The 17,698-nt window shown below is 64.2% G+C and carries 16 protein-coding genes; 12 read left to right on the top strand and 4 right to left on the bottom strand.

The window, feature by feature from the left end; genetic code table 11:
- The first annotated feature begins 125 nt into the window (after positions 1–125).
- Entirely contained in the window at positions 126–1,202 is a 1,077-nt protein-coding gene (locus FAZ95_RS34515; protein ID WP_137336870.1) for a porin, read from the top strand.
- Positions 1,203–1,251: 49 nt separating this feature from the next.
- The gene (locus tag FAZ95_RS34510) at positions 1,252–2,199 is read left to right on the top strand and encodes an alpha/beta hydrolase (protein ID WP_137336869.1); all 948 of its coding nucleotides are present in this window, start codon (positions 1,252–1,254) and stop codon (positions 2,197–2,199) included.
- 67 nt (positions 2,200–2,266) lie between these two features.
- Here the strand turns inward: FAZ95_RS34510 and FAZ95_RS34505 are convergent, their stop codons facing one another.
- Positions 2,267–2,725, bottom strand: a complete 459-nt coding sequence (locus FAZ95_RS34505; RefSeq protein WP_437437799.1) for a MarR family winged helix-turn-helix transcriptional regulator — start codon at positions 2,723–2,725, stop codon at positions 2,267–2,269.
- 179 nt (positions 2,726–2,904) lie between these two features.
- Here FAZ95_RS34505 and FAZ95_RS34500 point away from each other — a divergent pair, with 179 nt between their 5' ends.
- The 4 genes from FAZ95_RS34500 (at position 2,905) to FAZ95_RS34485 (ending at position 7,404) form a co-directional block, all read left to right on the top strand.
- The gene (locus tag FAZ95_RS34500; protein WP_137336867.1) at positions 2,905–3,687 is read left to right on the top strand and encodes a crotonase/enoyl-CoA hydratase family protein; all 783 of its coding nucleotides are present in this window, start codon (positions 2,905–2,907) and stop codon (positions 3,685–3,687) included.
- Positions 3,688–3,771: 84 nt separating this feature from the next.
- A complete protein-coding gene (locus FAZ95_RS34495) occupies positions 3,772–5,628 on the top strand; it encodes a feruloyl-CoA synthase (protein ID WP_137336866.1) in 1,857 nt (618 codons plus the stop codon).
- Positions 5,629–5,695: 67 nt separating this feature from the next.
- Positions 5,696–6,595 carry an amidohydrolase family protein gene (locus FAZ95_RS34490; protein ID WP_137336865.1) on the top strand — a complete coding sequence of 300 codons (900 nt, stop codon included), beginning with the start codon at positions 5,696–5,698 and terminating at the stop codon, positions 6,593–6,595.
- Positions 6,596–6,630: 35 nt separating this feature from the next.
- Positions 6,631–7,404 carry an SDR family NAD(P)-dependent oxidoreductase gene (locus FAZ95_RS34485; RefSeq protein WP_137336864.1) on the top strand — a complete coding sequence of 258 codons (774 nt, stop codon included), beginning with the start codon at positions 6,631–6,633 and terminating at the stop codon, positions 7,402–7,404.
- A gap of 87 nt (positions 7,405–7,491) precedes the next feature.
- On the opposite strand, the gene FAZ95_RS34480 is transcribed toward FAZ95_RS34485, so the two are convergent.
- Together FAZ95_RS34480 and FAZ95_RS34475 are read right to left on the bottom strand one after the other, a co-directional pair.
- Complete coding sequence (locus tag FAZ95_RS34480) at positions 7,492–8,589, bottom strand: NAD(P)-dependent alcohol dehydrogenase (protein WP_137336863.1); 1,098 nt, start codon at positions 8,587–8,589, stop codon at positions 7,492–7,494.
- 34 nt (positions 8,590–8,623) lie between these two features.
- Complete coding sequence (locus FAZ95_RS34475; RefSeq protein ID WP_137336862.1) at positions 8,624–10,105, bottom strand: benzaldehyde dehydrogenase; 1,482 nt, start codon at positions 10,103–10,105, stop codon at positions 8,624–8,626.
- 335 nt (positions 10,106–10,440) lie between these two features.
- Here FAZ95_RS34475 and FAZ95_RS34470 point away from each other — a divergent pair, with 335 nt between their 5' ends.
- The 4 genes from FAZ95_RS34470 (at position 10,441) to FAZ95_RS34455 (ending at position 15,445) form a co-directional block, all read left to right on the top strand.
- Positions 10,441–12,351 carry a sigma-54-dependent Fis family transcriptional regulator gene (locus tag FAZ95_RS34470; protein ID WP_137336861.1) on the top strand — a complete coding sequence of 637 codons (1,911 nt, stop codon included), beginning with the start codon at positions 10,441–10,443 and terminating at the stop codon, positions 12,349–12,351.
- 241 nt (positions 12,352–12,592) lie between these two features.
- Complete coding sequence (locus FAZ95_RS34465; RefSeq protein ID WP_137336860.1) at positions 12,593–13,648, top strand: Rieske 2Fe-2S domain-containing protein; 1,056 nt, start codon at positions 12,593–12,595, stop codon at positions 13,646–13,648.
- A 9-nt stretch (positions 13,649–13,657) separates the two neighbouring features.
- Positions 13,658–14,602, top strand: coding sequence for a PDR/VanB family oxidoreductase (locus FAZ95_RS34460; protein ID WP_137336859.1), 945 nt, complete (start codon positions 13,658–13,660; stop codon positions 14,600–14,602).
- A gap of 63 nt (positions 14,603–14,665) precedes the next feature.
- Entirely contained in the window at positions 14,666–15,445 is a 780-nt protein-coding gene (locus FAZ95_RS34455; protein WP_137336858.1) for a GntR family transcriptional regulator, read from the top strand.
- A gap of 72 nt (positions 15,446–15,517) precedes the next feature.
- On the opposite strand, the gene FAZ95_RS34450 is transcribed toward FAZ95_RS34455, so the two are convergent.
- A complete protein-coding gene (locus tag FAZ95_RS34450; protein WP_137336857.1) occupies positions 15,518–16,534 on the bottom strand; it encodes a 1-aminocyclopropane-1-carboxylate deaminase in 1,017 nt (338 codons plus the stop codon).
- 136 nt (positions 16,535–16,670) lie between these two features.
- Here FAZ95_RS34450 and FAZ95_RS34445 point away from each other — a divergent pair, with 136 nt between their 5' ends.
- Positions 16,671–17,180, top strand: coding sequence for an Lrp/AsnC family transcriptional regulator (locus tag FAZ95_RS34445; protein ID WP_137336856.1), 510 nt, complete (start codon positions 16,671–16,673; stop codon positions 17,178–17,180).
- 158 nt (positions 17,181–17,338) lie between these two features.
- Positions 17,339–17,632 carry a GYD domain-containing protein gene (locus FAZ95_RS34440; RefSeq protein ID WP_137336855.1) on the top strand — a complete coding sequence of 98 codons (294 nt, stop codon included), beginning with the start codon at positions 17,339–17,341 and terminating at the stop codon, positions 17,630–17,632.
- The last annotated feature ends 66 nt before the right edge of the window (positions 17,633–17,698 follow it).

Below are 17,698 nucleotides of genomic sequence, written 5' to 3'. Positions count from 1 at the left end.
CGGCCGGACTACGGTGCGTTCGCGCGTCCGTACGGGCCGTCTCGTTCCATCGAAACGGCCCTCAAGCATTAAGCAAACCGGCGGCAAACGACTGCCGGACTTTCATATCAGGTTAGGAGAATCCGATGAAGTTGAAAGCGGTCTGTGCGGCGGCCTGTGCGCTGTTCGCGTGCCACGCGTTCGCGCAGAGCAGCGTGACCTTGAGCGGCTTGATCGATGGCGGTGTTTCCTACGTCAGCAATCAAGGCGGAAGCCGTGTCGTGAAGTTCGACGACGGCATCGAAGTGCCGAATCTGCTCAAGATCGACGGCAGGGAAGATTTGGGCGGGGGCTTGAAAGCGGTATTCGATTTGACGAATCAGTTCACACTCGGCACCGGCTCGTTCATGCCGGGGCAAAGTCTTTTCGGGCGCAACGCCTACGTCGGTCTCGACGATCAGCAGTGGGGGCGCATTACGCTCGGCAATCAATACGACTTCATGGTCGATTCGCTGTTTTTCGGTTTGGACGACGCGGCGTTCTACGCGCAAGGGGTTTACGACTTCCGCAATGGCCCATTCGCGAAGCTCGCGCTGCCGAACAACCCGACCGGCGCATTCGACTGGGACCGTATGGCCGGCGAGCGCGTGCAGAACTCGGTGAAATACCTGAGCCCGACCATCGACGGCTTTTCGGCGGGCGCGATGTATGGCTTCGGCAACGTGGCCGGATCGATCGGCGCGGGCAACGCGCAAAGCTTCGGCCTCAACTACGTGAACGGCCCGTTTGGCGCCAACGCGGCGTACACCCTCACGAAGACGGCCGTCGCCGGTGTGCAAGACAGCGTGCGCAACTGGGGCGTCGGCGCGCACTATCACATTGGCAATGTCGTCACGACCGCGCTCTTCACGACGGTGCACAACAACTTGAACGGCGCGGGCGTCTGGCAGGCCGAAGTGGGCGCCGCGTATTCGTTCGACAGTCCGTGGCTGATCAGCGGCGTGTATTCGTACATGAAAGGCAACAGCGTTGTCGACGATAACCACGCGCACCAGTTGACCGCCGAGGTGCAGTACAACTTCTCGAAGCGCACCAACGTGTATGTCGCGGCCGTCTATCAGCGGGCCAACCAAGGAGCGAACGCGCAGATCAACGACGTGATGGTCGCGTCGAGCTCGGCGTCGCAATTCATAGGGCGCATTGGCTTGCAAACGCGCTTCTAAGCGAGTCGGACGATGCGTGCGTCAACACAGGAATCGGATACCTCTCCCAATGCCACTCGATAAGACACTGGAACATATCGTTGCTCAGGCTAAAGCAGCCGGTGCGCCCGACTTGGCCGATCTGCCGCCGAACGCCGCTCGCGAGCTGTATCGCCATATTCTTGCGGCAGCAGACGTGAATCCCGCGGATGTCGCCGTGACAGACCAGGAGATCGACGGACCCGGCGGCAAGCTGCGTGTCCGCATCTATCGTCCGCGACGCGAATCGGCCCACGGCGTTGTCGTCTACTACCACGGGGGCGGATTTGTGCTTGGCGACCTCGACGGATACGACAACGTCTGCCGCCGGCTTTGCGAAGACGCCGGCGCAGCGGTCGTGTCGGTCGATTACCGGCTTGCTCCTGAGCATCCATTTCCCGCCGCGATTGAAGACGCCTGGACGGCGCTGCAGTGGGCGGCGGGCAACGTGGGAACCTTGGCGTCAAGCGAAGCCAGGGTCGCCGTGGCGGGCGACAGCGCCGGTGCGTTGCTGGCCGCTGTGACGTGCATGCTGTCGCGGGACCGAGGCGGACCGGCCATCGTATTCCAGGCGCTGGTGTATCCCCCGGCCGCCGCCGGCGCGCTCGGCGATTTTCCTTCGCGCAGGCTGCACGCGAGCGGCCCCACGCTGACCGCGCGCGCAATCGGCTACTTCAACCATCACTATTTCGGTGGCGAACCGCCCAACGATCTACGGGCGGCGCCGCTTTTCGCGGAGGATTTATCGGGTTTGCCGCCGGCGCTGGTGCAGATCGCCGCGTACGACCCGCTTCGCGACGAAGCGCTGGCTTACGGGCAGCGCTTGTTGGAAGCCGGAAACGATGCGATGGTGGTCGAGTACCACGGACTCGCGCACGGATTCATCAGTATGGGCGGGGCGGTGCAAGCCGCGCGCCTCGCTCAGCAGCAGCTGGCGCAGGCACTGCGCAGTGCCCTCTGCCAAGCGACGCCAAGCTAGCCTCGCTAGGCGGCAGTCGATCGCAAGCGATTGTCGAACGGCGGGTTCTCGAACGCGGCGCGGTGGATTATTCAGTGAAGATCTTGCGCAGCAGGGCTTTCAATTGCGCGCGTTCGCTATCGCTCAGCTTTTCTATTGCCGCGCTGTCCGCGTTCGCCGCGGACTTCAGCGCGCGCCCATACAGCCGTGCACCTTGCGTGGTCAATTCAACATGCTGGACGCGTTTGTCGTCGACGCTGCGCTGCCGGGTCAGGAGTCCGCGCGCTTCGAGGCGATCGAGCAGTGTCGCGAGGTTCGGCGGCGCCACGGCGAGCGCTTCGGCGAGCGCCCTCTGATTGATACCGGGATTACCCTTGAGGACCGACAGCACGCTGAACTCCGCCTGCCGCAGCTCATGCTTTTCCATCTCCTTGTCGAACAACGCCTGGATCACGATGTAGGCGCGTCGAATGTTGTAGCCGACGAGATCGAGCAATTCGGACTGGTCGGCTTGCTCGCCGGCATCGTCGCCGGAGGAGGGCAGCATCGAGGGCATGTAAATGGTCGCGTTGACAAAAAAGCATGGAATAGGTCGCGCCGATCATAACACGCGGCCCTAAAAGCCAAGCGTGCCAAGGCGTGCCGAAAATCGCCGATTGCTTGTTGCTGAAATAGTTATGTGATATAACTATATGCATGGTAATCGATACTTGATTGGTGGTGAACATGACGCAACCCTCCTACGAATTTTTGAAGGTCGAATACGCCGAACCTTTGGCGTTCGTTTGCCTGAACCGCCCTGCAAAACGCAACGCGATCAGCGATCCTCTCGTCGCCGAATTGCGGCGCGCGTTCGAAACGATGCCGGACACGGTCCGCGCAATCGTCCTGCACGCCGAAGGCGAGCATTTTTGCGCGGGGCTCGATCTCTCCGAGATGCGCGAGCGCGGCACCGTCGAAGCTATGCACCATTCGCGGATGTGGCATGCGGCGTTCGAACAGATCCAGTTCGGCCGGGCGCCCGTCGTCGCTGTGCTGAAAGGAGCGACGATCGGCGGCGGGCTCGAATTAGCGTCGGCGTGCCATGTGCGTGTCGCCGAGGAATCGGCGTTCTTCGCGCTTCCCGAGGGCAGCCGCGGCCTCTTCGTCGGCGGTGGCGCGTCGGTCCGCGTGCCGCGCCTGATCGGCGTCGCGCGGATGGCCGACATGATGCTGACCGGCCGCGTGTACGACTCGCGCGAAGGCTACGACGCCGGCATCGCCCAATATCGGGTGGGTAACGGCGAGGGGTTGGCAAAGGCCCGCGAACTCGCCGAACGCATCGCGCAGAATTCACCGACCACCAACTATGCGGTGACGCATGTGTTGCCGCGCATCGCCGATCAATCGATTCAGGACGGCTTGCTGACAGAATCGCTGATGGCATCGGTCGCGCTCAGCGATCCGCAGACGCAGGACCGGCTCGCCGCGTTTCTCGAGCACAAGTCGGGTCGCGTGTGGCCGAAGTAATAGGTGACTCGGCTTCAAACGTTGCGCACTGAACAAGACGGCAAGCAAGACCGCAGCTATCAGCAAGGAAGACGGAGACAATCGATGCCAGCACACCCTTATCGACGCGTGGATTTCGGCGTCGGCCCCCTTGAAGTGACCGAGAACCGCGACGGCACGTTGCGCGTTCGTTCGACGACACCGCTCGGCGCTTTTCCGGCACGCGTGATCGATCTTCTGTTCGAGCACGCGGCGGTGGCTCCCGAACGCACCTTTATCGCGCGCCGCGGCGCCGACGGACAGTGGCAACGCGTGAGCTACGAGCAAGCGGCGCGCGCGGCGCGCGGCATCGGCGAGGCGCTGCTGTCGCGCGGACTGAGCGCCGAGCGGCCAGTGGCGATTCTTTCGGGCAATTCGATCGAACATGCGCTCGTCGCGCTCGGCTGCTTGTGTGCAGGCGTGCCCTATGCGCCGGTTTCGCCCGCGTATTCGCTGCTCGACAAGAGCTACGGCAAGCTGCGGCATATCCTTTCGCTGCTCACGCCGGGCCTGGTGTTCGCCGACGACGGCGGCCGCTTCGCCGCGGCCATCGTCGAAGCGGTGCCGGCCGGCGTCGAAGTCGTGATCGCCGATGCGCCCCTTGCCGAGCGCGAGAGTACGCCGCTTGCCGCATTGCTCGCGACGCAACCGACCGGCAGGATCGATGCGGCGCGTTCAGCGACCGATGCCGACACGATCGTCAAATTCCTCTGCACGTCGGGTTCGACGAAGATGCCGAAGGCGGTCATCAATACGAACCGGATGTGGGCGAGCAACCTCGTGATGGAAACCGCGGCTTGGCCGTTCCTCGCGGACGAGCCGCCGGTCTTTCTCGACTGGCTGCCGTGGCATCACACGTTCGGCGGCAACCAGAACTTCGGGCTGACGCTTTTTCACGGTGGCTCGCTCTATATCGACGACGGCAAGCCCACTGCCGACGGCATCGCCACCACGCTTGCGAACCTGCGTGAGATTTCGCCGACCGTTTATTTCAACGTTCCGAAGGGCTGGGAAGACATTGCGCGCGCGCTGGAAGACGACGCCGTGCTGCGCGAGAGCTTCTACCGCCGTTTGCGCATGCAGTTCTATGCGGGCGCGGCGCTCGAGCAGCCGGTATGGGACCGTCTTCACGCAAGCGCCGTCGCGCACTGTGGCGAGCGGATCGTGATGAACACGGGCCTTGGCATGACGGAAACGGCGCCGTCCGCGCTGATGGTGGTCGAGACCGACGTGATGGCGGGCCAGATCGGCGTGCCGCTGCCGGGCATGGAGCTCAAGCTCGTGCCGGTCGGCGACGGGGCGAGCCGCAAGCTCGAAGTGCGCTATCGCGGCCCGAACGTGACGCCTGGCTATTGGCGCGCGCCCGAGCAAAGCGCCGAGGCGTTCGACGAAGAAGGCTTTTTTCGCTCGGGCGACGCGGTGCGCTGGCTCGATGCGTCGCAACCGAATCGCGGCTTTGCGTTCGACGGACGCGTCGCGGAGGATTTCAAGCTCAGCACGGGCACCTGGGTCAGCGTTGGGCCGCTGCGGCAACGCGTGATTGCGGCAGGCAGCCCGTATGTGGCCGATGTGATCGTCACCGGGCACGATCGAGACGAAATCGGCGTGCTGATCGTGCCGAATCTGGCTGCGTGCCGAGCATTGGCCAGCCTGCCGGACGCGAGTGCCGTGGAAGTGTTGGCGCACCCGTCCGTCGCCGAGGCTTTTCAGACGATGCTCGATACGCTTCACGCCGGGGGCACCGGCAGCGCGAACCGCGTCGCGCGAGCGGCGCTGCTCGACCCTCCGCCGTCGCTCGCGACCGGCGAGGTGACCGACAAAGGCTCGATCAACCAGCGCGCCGTGCTCACGCAGCGCGCGGCGACTGTCGACGCGCTGCATCGCGGCGGCGGCGCCCTGACCGTCTGGCTGCCACGCCGGTAAAGTCATCGCTTTTGAAAATGCTGCCGTGTAATAGTTATGTAGGAATGCAAAATAAGGAGTCGATGAAATGGACATCGAAAACCTGATCGCGATCGATACTCACGTGCACGCGGAAGTTTCGTGCTGCCAGCCGCCGGACCTGTTCGGCAAGGAGTTCGACGACGCGGCGGACAAATACTTCGGTACCGTGCTGCGCCAAGGGCGGCGCCCGACGATCCCCGAGACGATCGAGTATTACCGCGAGCGCAAGATCGGCTTCGTGATGTTTACGGTCGACGCCGAAAGCCAGATGGGGCGCCGGCGGATACCGAACGAAGAGATCGCCGAATTCGCCGCGAATAACCGCGACATCATGATCGCGTTCGCGAGCATCGATCCGCACAAGGGCAAGATGGGCGCGCGCGAGGCGCGGCGTTTGATCGAGGAATACGGCGTGCGCGGCTTCAAGTTTCATCCGACCGTGCAGGGCTTTTACGCCAACGATCGCATGGCGTACCCGCTTTACGAGGTGATCGCCGAATACGGATTGCCCGCGGTATTTCATAGCGGACATTCCGGTATCGGCAGCGGAATGCCGGGCGGCGGCGGGTTGCGGCTCAAGTATTCGGAGCCGATCCATCTCGACGACGTAGCTGCGGACTTCCCTGACATGAAGGTGGTGATCGCGCATCCGTCGTGGCCCTGGCAGGACGAGGCGCTGTCGATCTGCTTGCATAAGCCGAACGTGTACATCGATTTGTCGGGGTGGTCGCCGAAGTATTTTCCGCCGCAGCTCGTTCAGTACGCGAACTCGCTGTTGAAAGAGCGGATGTTGTTCGCCTCGGACTTTCCGTTGATTCGCCCTGATAGATGGCTCGACGACTTTCAGAAAGCGGGCTTCAAGCCGGAGGTGCACCCGCTGCTTTTAAAGGAAAACGCAGTGCGATTGCTGGGGCTGAGTCAAGCACCTTCGGCACCGGCTTCATGATCGTCACCTGATCGACTTACTGTTGAGGTCAATCCATGCAAGCAAAAGGACAGGCCGCGCTCGTCACGGGCGCGGCATCGGGATTGGGCGCGCAGACGGCGCGCGCATTGGTGGCCGCGGGCGCGCGCGTGACGCTGCTCGACGTGAATGAGGCTGCGCTGGAGGCGCTTGCCGAAGAACTGGGGCGCAGCGTGGCGCTCGTGCGGCGATGCGACATCACCGACGCGGCGTCCATCGAAGCGGCATTGGACGCGGGCGAGCGCGCGCACGGCGCGGCGCGCATCCTTGTGAATTGCGCGGGCATCGGCGGCGCCAGGCGGCTCGTCGGGCGGGACGGCGCGGCGATGCCGCAGGACGATTTCGCCCGGATCATCAATGTGAATTTGCTCGGCACGTTCAACGTGATCCGCTTGGCGGCGGCGCGAATGACACGGGCGCTCCCGCTGGAAGACGGCGAGCGCGGGGTGATTGTCTGCACGGCGTCGGTCGCGGCGTACGACGGGCAAGTGGGGCAGGCTGCGTATGCCGCGTCGAAGGGCGGACTCGTATCTCTGACGCTGCCCCTGGCGCGCGACCTGGCGCAGTTCGGCGTGCGCGTCGTGACGATTGCGCCGGGCTTGTTCCTGACGCCGTTGCTTTACGCGCTGCCCGAGGAGGTGCAGCAATCGCTCGCGGCTTCGATTCCGTTTCCGAAACGATTGGGCAAACCGGAAGAGTTTGCGGATCTCGCGTTGCATGTGATCGGCAACACGGCGTTGAATGGGGAGGTGATTCGACTCGATGGGGCTTTGCGGCTTCCGCCGCGGTGAATTCGTTCGAGCGCAGCGCACGCGTTGCGCGGATACCCGCCGCTCGCCGCCCGCCGTACCAGGACCGGTCCGGCGGGCGTTCAAGCATCACATCCTCACAATCGGCTTAATCGTTTTTCCTTCGAGCGAATCCGCGATAGCGAGATTGATGTCCTCGAGCGGATAGAACTTCACCATCCGCTCAAACGGGAACATCCCGAGCGCGTGCAGCTTGATCAGCGTGGGAATGAACGTATCGGGCGTGGACTCCCCCTCCACGATACCCATCAGCCGCCTGCCGCCGCTCATGAAATGCACTTCGTCGAGCACGATCTCCGTCCCCGGCGCGGAAGCGCCGAGCACGCCACACGTGCCGCGAGGCGCGAGACTATCGGCCGCTTGCCGAATGACTTTGGCGGCACCGGTCGTATCGAGCGCGTAGTCGATGCCATACCCCGTCAATGCGATCAGCGCGGCCACCACGTCGTCACGCGCGGGATTCAGCGTATGCGTCGCTCCCACGCTGCGCGCGAAATCCAGCCGCTCGTCGTGCAGATCGATCGCGACGATCGTCGTCGCGCCGACGACACGTGCCGCCATGACCGCTGACAACCCGACCGACCCCGCGCCGAATACCGCAAAGGTGGCCCCCGCCGGCACGCGCAGTGCGTTCATCACGGCGCCCGCGCCGGTCTGCACCCCGCACGCGAGCGGCCCGAGCAATTCGAGCGGCGCGTCGGCGGGCACTTTGACGACATTGCTTGCGCGGCAAAGCGCATGCGTCGCGAACGACGATTGCCCGAAGAAGTTGCCGTGAATCCGCGCGCCGTCCTTCGATAGCGCGCTGCTTCCGTCGGGGCGCGTCGCAAAGAAGTTGCGCGGAAAAAACGCGTGGCAATAGCTTTGCGCATGCGCGGCGCAAGCGGGGCAGGTGCCGCACGAATCGTAGGTCATCACGATCGCATCGCCCGGCGCGACCTTCGTGACGTTGCGCCCGACGCGCTCGACGATGCCCGCGCCCTCATGGCCGAGCACGACCGGATGCGGCGTCGGCAGCAGTCCGTCGCGCACCACGACGTCGGTATGGCACACCCCCGTCGCGACGACGCGCACGAGAATCTCGTCATCGCGCGGTTCCTCCAGCTCCAGCGTTTCAATCGTCAGCGGCCCGCCTTTTTCGTGGACCACCGCGGCTTTGATCTTCATTTTTTGTCTCCTGTGCAAAGCTCGTAATTGCGGTTCAAAACGGCGTGCGCTCGGCAGCTTCCTTGACCGTTACCCATTGCCATTGCGTGTATTCGTCGAAATCGGCGGGGCCGCCCATGCTGCTGCCGTTGCCGGAGTCGCCGCGTCCGCCGAACGGGTTCACGCACTCGTCGGCGACGGTTTGGCCGTTGATGTGCAGGAGACCGCATTTGAGCCGCTCGCCGATGGCGCTCGCACGCTGGACCGATGCGCCGATCACCGCGCAAGAAAGCCCGTATTCCGTGCGGTTGGCCAGTGCGATCGCTTCGTCGTCGCTGTCGAATGGCGTGATCGCGGCAACGGGGCCGAAGATTTCCTCGTCGAACGCACGCATGCCGGGCTGCACGTTCGAGAGCACGGTCGGCTGATAGAACAGGCGCTCGTGCGTGCCGCCGGCTTCGAGCACCGCTCCGGCCTCGATCGACGCCCGGACGATCGCATCGACGTTCTGCAGTTGCCGCGCGTTGATCAGCGGCCCGAGCGCGACGGTGCCGCTCGCCGGATCGCCCACAGGCAGCGTATTGGCCTTGTCGACGAGGCGCCGCGTCAGCTCGGCGGCGATCTTGCGATGCGCGACGATGCGGCCCGTTGCCATGCAGATCTGCCCTTGGTGAAAGAATGCGCCGAACGCGGCGTTGCTGGCGGCGATGTCGAGGTCGGCGTCGTCGAGCACGATCAGCGTGTTCTTACCGCCGAGTTCGAGCGACACCTTCTTCAACAAGCGCCCGGCGAGTTCGCCGACCTTGCGGCCGGCGGCCGTCGAGCCGGTGAAGGCGATCATGCGAACCTCGGGCGCTTCGACGACTGCCGCGCCCGCTTCGGCGTCGCCCGGCAGCACTTGCAGCACGCCGGGCGGCAAGCCGGCTTCCTCGAACGCGCGCGCAATCAGAAAGCCGCCGCTGACCGGCGTCTGAGGATCGGGCTTGAGCACGACGGCGTTGCCGGTGGCGAGCGCGGGCGCGACCGAGCGCATCGCCAGGATCAGCGGAAAGTTGAACGGCGAGATCACGCCGACCACGCCATGCGGCACGCGCCGCGCGTAGCTCAAGCGTCCCGCGACCGAGGGCAGCACGAGCCCGTGTGGCTGCAGCGGAAGGCTCGCGGCGATATGCAGTTGCGTCGCGGCCTCGGCCACTTCGAGCTGGGCTTTCGCGAGAATGCCGCCGGTTTCGCGGGCGATGTAGCGCGCGGCGGGCTCCAAGTCGCGCTCGAGCGCGGCGGCGGCGCGGCGCAGAATCGCGGCGCGTTCGCGCGGTGCGAGCGCCGCCCACGCCGGCTGGGCGGCCGCCGCGGCTTGGGCGGCGCGCGCGACGTCCGCGGCTCGCGCCAGGCCGACTTGCGTGAGCCGTTCGCCCGTGGCCGGTTCGATGACATCCCGTATTTCGCATGCGGTATACCAAATGCCATCGGTGCCGCCAAAAAGGCGGCCGGCCCAGGTGTCGTGATCGATGAGCGGGTTCGCCTGCCTGTCTGCCATGTTTTTGTCTCCGTCTTTGAGGTGTCGTTAAGTGCCGGGGGTAGCCGCGCGCACGGCGTCTGTCTTTGCAATGGACGTGCCATGCGCGTGGCGCGAGTGGGGTTGCTGTAGTGCGCCGTAACGCCGGCGACTGCGGCAGGCAAGGGAGGCGGGGACTTTCCAGCGAGCAGCGCACACGCTGGATGCTGCTTTGCAGCGACCTCCAGAAGCGATTCGTGGCTTGCGCAATTGATAAAAGTTATATCAAATAATCAATATTGAATTTGATCATTTCATCGAATAACGATCTGCCGAAAGACGGCAACGCCAAAACTTACCAAGGGACCCAAGACGCGATGCGCAGCACGCCCCCACCACCGTATTCCGATCCGTCGCGAGTCTCGCTCGCCGATGTTGCGCGTCTGTCGGGCGCGCTCTTGCAACGCGGGGACAGCGCCGAGTTCGATACCGGCGCTGCGCCGACGCTTGGCGATCTGGCCGAATGCCTGTTCTTCTCGCCCGGCGATGGGCGCATCTGGCTCAACGATCAGCGGATGCTGCTGTTGCATGCCGCTGCGATCGGCACGTTGCGGCGCGAGCTGATCGATTGCGTCGGCGCGGAACGTGCACGGCGGCTCTTGACGCGCGCAGGCTACGCGTCGGGCGCTCGCGATGCGGAGCTGGTGCGGCAACGCTGGCCGAAGGCCGATGGCGCGTCGATTCTTGCCGCGGGCACGCGTCTTCATGCGCTCGAAGGCGTCGTCAAGGTCGAACCGGTGCATTTCTCGTTCGATGCGGCAAGCGGCCGCTACGACGGCGAGTTCCTGTGGCATCACTCGTCGGAGGCGGACGAGCACATCGCCGCATACGGCATCGGCACTGAGCCTGCGTGCTGGATGGAGCTTGGCTACGCGATGGGCTACGTCACCGGTCTGACGGGGACACTCGTGATCTTCCGGGAGGTCGAGTGCCGCGCGATGGGTAGCGCGGTGTGCCGAGTGATCGGCCGCAACGCCGTGCGATGGGGGGATGTCGCGAACGATCTGCGCTATCTCGATCTGCCGGCGGTGAATGCGGGCGATCAGACTCAGACGGCCGATGAGGCCAAGCACTCGAACGAATCGTGGCGTGAGCGGTTAGCGAGGTCTGACGACGATTCCGCGAGCGTTCCGCGTTCCACGCTGCCGCCTCAACCGGCCGCAGCCGCTACGGCGCGCGAGCCATACCGCACGGAGGCCGCCGCACGCTCGGGCCTGGTCGGCCGCTCCGCGGCCTTTGCCGCATCGTGCGATGCACTGATGCGTGTCGCCCCGACCGGCACGGCCGTGCTGCTGACCGGCGAATCGGGCGTCGGCAAAGAACTGTTCGCTGCGACGCTGCACCGGCAGAGCCGGCGCGCGGCGGGTGCCTTCGTCGCCGTGAACTGCGCGGCGCTGCCGGAGACGCTGGTCGAGGCCGAATTGTTCGGCGTCGAGCGCGGCGCCTTCACGGGCGCGTCGCAGGCGCGCGCGGGACGTTTCGAGCGTGCATCGGACGGCACGCTGTTTCTCGACGAAATCGGCAGCCTGCCGTATCCCGCGCAAGGCAAGCTGCTGCGCGCGCTGCAGGAGCGCGAGATCGAGCGGGTGGGCGGCGGGCAGACCCTGCCGGTCGACGTTCGCGTGATCGCCGCGACCAACGTCGATCTTCGCGAAGCCGTGCGTTGCGGGCGTTTTCGGGAGGACTTGTTTTTCCGGCTCAACGTGTTCCCGATCCTGATTCCGCCGCTGCGCGAACGGCGCGACGATATCGGCCTTCTGATCGACAGTTTCCTGCATCAGTTCTGCAACGAACATGGCCGCTCGACGCCGGGCCTCACCCCGCGCGCGCGCCGAGTGCTCTTGAACTACGCGTTCCCGGGCAACATTCGCGAATTGCGCAACATGATGGAGCGCGGCGTGATCGCGGTCGACGACGGCCAGCCGATCGATCTGCCGCATCTGTTTCGTCACGAGCCGCTGCCGGTTGCGGAGTTGTATTCCGTCAGCGGCGGTGCGTTGAAGATCGACCCCTTCGCGCACGAAGCGGAGCGAAGCGCCGTGCCGGTCGCGCCCGCGGTTGCCGCGGCGGCGCTGCCCGCGCCGATCTCGATCGATGCGCTCGAAGAGCAGGTCCTGGCCGAAGCGCTCGCGCGCACGCGCGGCAACGTTTCGGCGGCGGCGCGAATGGTCGGCCTCACGCGTGCGCAGTTCGCCTATCGGATCAAGAAGCGCGGCGGAGCGGGTTGAACGTGAGGCGTTTGGCGTCGAATCCGAATACGTACTTGTTTACCCGGATTCGAATTCAAATCGGTAGCCAAGCCTGTATAAATGTATACAATCTAAACCAGTAATAGCGCTTGGCTAGTGATGCGAAATCCAGGCTGAGTAAGAAAAGCACGCAATTTACGTATGTTTATGGCCGTTGGTCAGTGACCGCGTGCGCGCCTGTGCGAGCGTCACGATCAAAATTGTATACATTGGAGGAGAGATGTTCCTGAGAAACACGTGGTACGTCGCCTGTACCCCGGACGAAATCGCGGACAAGCCGCTCGGCCGCCGGATCTGCAACGAGAGGATGGTGTTTTTCCGCGGCCCGGACGGCGCGGTCGCCGCGCTCGAGGATTTTTGCCCGCATCGCGGCGCGCCGCTCTCGCTCGGCTTCGTCCGCGACGGTCAACTGGTGTGCGGCTACCACGGCCTCGTGATGGGTGCCGAAGGCAAATGCGCGTCGATGCCCGGCCAGCGCGTGGGCGGGTTTCCTTCGATCCGGCGCTTTCCCGCGGTCGAGCGCTACGGTTTCATCTGGGTCTGGCCGGGCGATCCGGCGCTCGCCGATCCCGCGACGATCCATCACCTCGAATGGGCCGACAGCCCGGAATGGGCGCACGGCGGCGGCCTTTATCACATCCATTGCGACTACCGCCTGATGATCGACAACCTGATGGACCTCACGCACGAGACCTATGTGCACGCTTCGAGCATCGGTCAAGCCGAAATCGAGGAAGCCGCGCCGCAGACGAAGGTGGAGGGCGACAGCGTCGTCACGAGCCGCTTCATGGAGAACATCATGCCGCCGCCGTTCTGGGCCGCCGCGCTGCGCGGCAACGGCCTCGCGGACAATGTCCCGTGCGACCGCTGGCAGATCTGCCGCTTCACGCCGCCGAGCCACGTGATGATCGAAGTCGGCGTCGCGCATGCGGGGCGCGGTGGTTATCACGCCGATGCGCAGCACAAGGCGTCGAGCATCGTCGTCGATTTCATCACGCCGGAAACGGATACGTCGATCTGGTATTTCTGGGGCATGGCGCGCAACTTCAAGCCGCGGGACGCTCAGCTCACGGAGACGATCCGCGAGGGCCAGGGCAAGATCTTCGGCGAGGATCTCGAGATGCTCGAAGCGCAGCAGCGCAATGTGCTCGCGAACCCTACGCGTAATCTGCTGAAGCTCAATATCGATGCCGGCGGGGTGCAGTCGCGCCGCGTGCTCGACCGGTTGATCGCGGAGGAGCGGCAGGCGGCTCAAGCGGTTCAAGCCGTTTCGTGAGGAGCGGGCATGCAAGTCAGAATCGCTCGTAAATTCCCGGTCGCCATCGATATCTGCGCGTTCGAACTCGCGCGTCCCGATGGCGCCGCTCTGCCGGCATTCTCGGCGGGCGCGCACATCGACGTGCAGCTCGGCGGCGGAATCGTTCGCCAGTATTCGCTGTGCAATCGCCCCGGCGAGACGCATCGCTATCTGATCGCCGTGCTGCGCGATGCGAATTCGCGCGGCGGATCTCTCGCGATGCACGCGTTGGAGGAGGGGGGTGTGCTCGATATCGGCGAACCGAAGAATCACTTTCCGCTGAGCGCGACCGCGGGGCATTCGCTGCTCCTCGCGGGCGGCATCGGCGTGACGCCGATCCTGTGCATGGCGGAGGCCCTCGCTCAGGCGGGCGCTTCGTTCGAGATGCACTATTGCACGCGCAATGCCGCGCGCACCGCGTTTCGCGACCGGCTCGCCGATGCACGGTTTGCTGACCGCGTTCATCTATACTTCGACGACGCTCGCGACGACGCCCGTCTCGATCTCGACGCCTTGCTTGCCAAGCCCGCACCGGATACGCACCTCTACGTCTGCGGTCCATCCGGCTTCATCGGCGCCGTGATCGAGGCCGCAAAAGCCGCGGGATGGGACGATGCGCGCGTGCATCGCGAGTTCTTCGCGGCAGCGCCGCAGGAAGGCAGCCATGGCGCGTTTCAGATCAAGCTGTCGAGCAACGGGCGCGTGATCGACGTTGCGCACGACGAGTCGGCGGCCTCCGCGCTCGTGGCGGCCGGCATCGATTTGCCGACCTCGTGCGAGCAGGGCGTCTGCGGCACGTGCCTCACCCGCGTGCTCGCCGGTGAGCCCGAGCATCGCGATTGTTATCTGACCGACGAAGAGCGGGCCGCGAACGATCAATTCCTGCCATGTTGTTCGCGCTCGAGGTCGCCGGTGCTGGTGCTGGATCTGTGACGGTGCGAGCCTAATGAGGCTCGATGGAGCGCGCACAGAGTCACACGACGATCGAGGATTTCGATGGAGCAACACGAAGGGATGCCGGGCGACGCAGGGACATCGGCAGCATCGTCGCAAACGGTCAAGGCGCAGTTGGGCCTGCGCGAGCTGATTCTCGCGGGCGAAGTCGCGCCCGGCGCGCGCATCACGGAACTGTGGGCGGTGGAGCGGCTCGGCATGTCGCGCACGCCGGTGCGCGCCGCGCTGATGCGCTTGCAGGACGAAGGGCTGCTGGATCCGGTGCCGTCGGGCGGGTACGCGGTGCGCTCGTTCAGCAGCGCCGAGATCTACGATGCAATCGAATTGCGCGGCACGATGGAAGGCATGGCCGCGCGGCTCGCGGCGGAGCGGGGCGTCGAAGCGGGGTTGATGGCGTCGTTGCGTGAATGCGTGTCGGACATCGACATCCTGCTCGAAGATCCTCCGATGACCGAAGCCAAGTTTTCGCAATACGTCGAGCTCAACGAGCGGTTTCATCGCTTGCTGGCGTCGGCGTGCAACAGCAGCGTCGTCGAGCGCCAGCTCGCGAAGGCGATGGCGCTGCCGTTCGCGTCGCCGAGCGGGTTCGTCAAAGTGCAGGCCGTCGCACCGGATGCGTACCAGGTGCTCGTCGTCGCGCAAGCGCAGCACCGCGCGGTGCTCGATGCGATCGAGCGTCGCGAAGGGGCGCGCGCCGAAGCCCTGATGCGAGAGCATGCGCGTATCGCACACCGCAATCTGGAGAATGCGTTGAAGAATCAGACGGCGCTGACGCAGCTGTTCGGGGCCAGTCTGATTCGGCAGTGGAGTGCCGCGGTTTGATGGAGGCAGCCGGCCCTTGGTTCACGTAGAGCCGGCTGCTCGAATTCACGCTTGTTTGCAGCTGATTTTCGCTTAGCCGTCGCGGAAGATGAAGCTGTAGGCGCTCAGAGCGGGAACCCCGCCGAGGTGGGCATACAGTACCTTCGAGCCCGCCGGAAATTCGCCGTTGCGCACCATGTCGATCATCCCGTGCATCGACTTGCCTTCATAGACCGGGTCCGTCAGCATGCCTTCGAACCGTGCGCATAGCCTGATGGCTTCGAGCGTACCTTCGTTCGGCAAGCCATATTCCGGGCCGCCGTAACGCGTATCGAGTACGACATCGCGCTCGGTGATATCGCGCTTGAGGTCGACCGCCTCGGCCGTGCGCTTGGCAATCCGCATGATCTGCTCGCGCGTCGCCGCGGGCTTGGCGGATGCGTCGATGCCGATCACGCGGTTGGCGCGTCCGTCGTCCGCGAAGCCGACGATCATGCCGGCCTGTGTGCTGCCCGTCACCGAGCAGACGACGACATAGTCGAACTTGAAGCCAAGCTCCGCTTCCTGCTGGCGCACTTCCTCCGCGAAGCCGACGAAGCCGAGGCCGCCCAGCGGGTGGTCGGAGCAGCCGGCCGGAATCGCGTAGGGCTTGCCGCCCGCTTGGCGGACGCTCTCCAACGCGTCTTCCCAACTCTTGCGAAAGCCGATGTCGAAACCGTCGGGCACGAGGCGCACGTCCGCGCCCATCATGCGCGACATCTGGATGTTGCCGACGCGGTCGTACACGGCGTCGTAGTAGTTGACCCAGTTCTCCTGCACGAGCACGCATTTCATGCCGAGATGCGCGGCGACGGCCGCGACCTGCCGGGTCTGGTTCGATTGAATGCCGCCGATCGAGACGAGCGTGTCGCAGCCTTGCGCGAGCGCCTCGGGAATCAGGTATTCGAGCTTGCGGGTCTTGTTGCCGCCGAAGGCGAGGCCGCTGTTGCAGTCTTCGCGTTTGGCAAACAACTGGACCTTGCCTCCCAGGTGATCGCTAAGGCGTTTCAACGGCTGAATGGGCGTCGGGCCGAAAGTCAGCGGATAGCGCGGAAATCGTTGCAGGTTCATGGCGGAACTCGCTAGGGTGGGAATGAGGAAATGATAGGGAAGGCGTCGAGAAATGAGGTTGCGAAATAAATGCAAGCCGCGTACTTTTACTGGTATCGATGTCGCATTTGCCTAATGAAATTCTTCGAAGGAAGCTATGTGCGCAACAAAACGAAGTCATGAACCGAAGAGCGAGACCAACACGCTCCAGCAACTCGACCGTATCGACCGCGCGATCCTCAAGCAGCTCCAAACCGACGCGTCGATCTCCAATGTCAGCCTCGCCGCGAAGGTCAAGCTCAGTCCGCCCGCATGCTTGCGGCGGGTGGAGCGCTTGAAGGAGATGGGGCTGATACGCAGCGTGGTCGCGCTGCTCGATCCGAAGGCGCTCGGCGCGGGCATGCTCGTCGTGATCGGCGTGGTGCTCGACCGCTCGACACCGGAGTCGTTCGCGGAGTTCGAGAAGGCGGCGCAAAAGGTGTCCGGCTGCATGGAGTGCCATGTCGTGACCGGAGAGTTCGATTACTTCATGCTCGTGCGCACGCGCGACAGCGAGAGTTTCAATCGTCTGCACGCGGAGCAACTGCTGTATTTGCCGGGCGTGCGCCAAATTCGCACCTTCATGGTGCTCAAGGAAATTCTCTCGACGACGAAGTTCCCGCTTTAAATCTGTGTCGGTGATGGGCAAAAAATGCGCATAACGTGTCTGTTGCGCGTGAATGGATTGCCTACAATCAATTCACGCGCACGGCGGTTTCGTAAGCAACACGGTGGTAATGGCGGGTCCGCTTTGCGTCTTCCGTTCCCATCGCAAGGAGGGCTGCCATGGCGACCTATGTGATCCTTTCCAAATTCACGGATCAGGGCATCCGCGCCGTCAAAAACACTTCGCAACGGGCCGCTCAAGCGGCCGAAATGGCCAAGAGCTTCGGTTGTGAATTAACGAACGTCTATTGGACGCTCGGCGACTATGACGTCGTCTTGACCGTCACCGCGCCGGACGATCAGAGCCTGTGCGCATTCGGCCTCGCAATCGGCTCGTTAGGCAACGTCAAAACTCAGACGCTGCGCGCATTCACGAAGGACGAAATTGGCGCGATCCTTGCCAAGCTGCCGTAAGGCGTCAGCCCATCTCAACCATTTTCTTTGCCGCGCCGCTTTTCCCGCGCGGCATTTCTGTTATGG

It is taken from the genome of Trinickia violacea (genome assembly GCF_005280735.1).
In the GTDB taxonomy this organism is placed as follows: domain Bacteria; phylum Pseudomonadota; class Gammaproteobacteria; order Burkholderiales; family Burkholderiaceae; genus Trinickia_A; species Trinickia_A violacea.
This window is presented reverse-complemented; position numbering and strand designations above follow the sequence as displayed.

Excerpts from the sequence above, each read along its gene's own strand:
- FAZ95_RS34465 (WP_137336860.1), top strand. The coding sequence starts at position 12,593 with ATGTTCCTGAGAAACACGTGGTACGTCGCCTGTACCCCGGACGAAATC.
- FAZ95_RS34505 (WP_437437799.1), bottom strand. The coding sequence starts at position 2,725 with ATGCTGCCCTCCTCCGGCGACGATGCCGGCGAGCAAGCCGACCAGTCC.
- FAZ95_RS34450 (WP_137336857.1), bottom strand. The coding sequence starts at position 16,534 with ATGAACCTGCAACGATTTCCGCGCTATCCGCTGACTTTCGGCCCGACG.
- FAZ95_RS34480 (WP_137336863.1), bottom strand. The coding sequence starts at position 8,589 with ATGAAGATCAAAGCCGCGGTGGTCCACGAAAAAGGCGGGCCGCTGACG.
- FAZ95_RS34440 (WP_137336855.1), top strand. The coding sequence starts at position 17,339 with ATGGCGACCTATGTGATCCTTTCCAAATTCACGGATCAGGGCATCCGC.
- FAZ95_RS34445 (WP_137336856.1), top strand. The coding sequence starts at position 16,671 with ATGTGCGCAACAAAACGAAGTCATGAACCGAAGAGCGAGACCAACACG.
- FAZ95_RS34500 (WP_137336867.1), top strand. The coding sequence starts at position 2,905 with ATGACGCAACCCTCCTACGAATTTTTGAAGGTCGAATACGCCGAACCT.
- FAZ95_RS34515 (WP_137336870.1), top strand. The coding sequence starts at position 126 with ATGAAGTTGAAAGCGGTCTGTGCGGCGGCCTGTGCGCTGTTCGCGTGC.
- FAZ95_RS34490 (WP_137336865.1), top strand. The coding sequence starts at position 5,696 with ATGGACATCGAAAACCTGATCGCGATCGATACTCACGTGCACGCGGAA.
- FAZ95_RS34495 (WP_137336866.1), top strand. The coding sequence starts at position 3,772 with ATGCCAGCACACCCTTATCGACGCGTGGATTTCGGCGTCGGCCCCCTT.
- FAZ95_RS34485 (WP_137336864.1), top strand. The coding sequence starts at position 6,631 with ATGCAAGCAAAAGGACAGGCCGCGCTCGTCACGGGCGCGGCATCGGGA.
- FAZ95_RS34475 (WP_137336862.1), bottom strand. The coding sequence starts at position 10,105 with ATGGCAGACAGGCAGGCGAACCCGCTCATCGATCACGACACCTGGGCC.
- FAZ95_RS34470 (WP_137336861.1), top strand. The coding sequence starts at position 10,441 with ATGCGCAGCACGCCCCCACCACCGTATTCCGATCCGTCGCGAGTCTCG.
- FAZ95_RS34510 (WP_137336869.1), top strand. The coding sequence starts at position 1,252 with ATGCCACTCGATAAGACACTGGAACATATCGTTGCTCAGGCTAAAGCA.
- FAZ95_RS34460 (WP_137336859.1), top strand. The coding sequence starts at position 13,658 with ATGCAAGTCAGAATCGCTCGTAAATTCCCGGTCGCCATCGATATCTGC.
- FAZ95_RS34455 (WP_137336858.1), top strand. The coding sequence starts at position 14,666 with ATGGAGCAACACGAAGGGATGCCGGGCGACGCAGGGACATCGGCAGCA.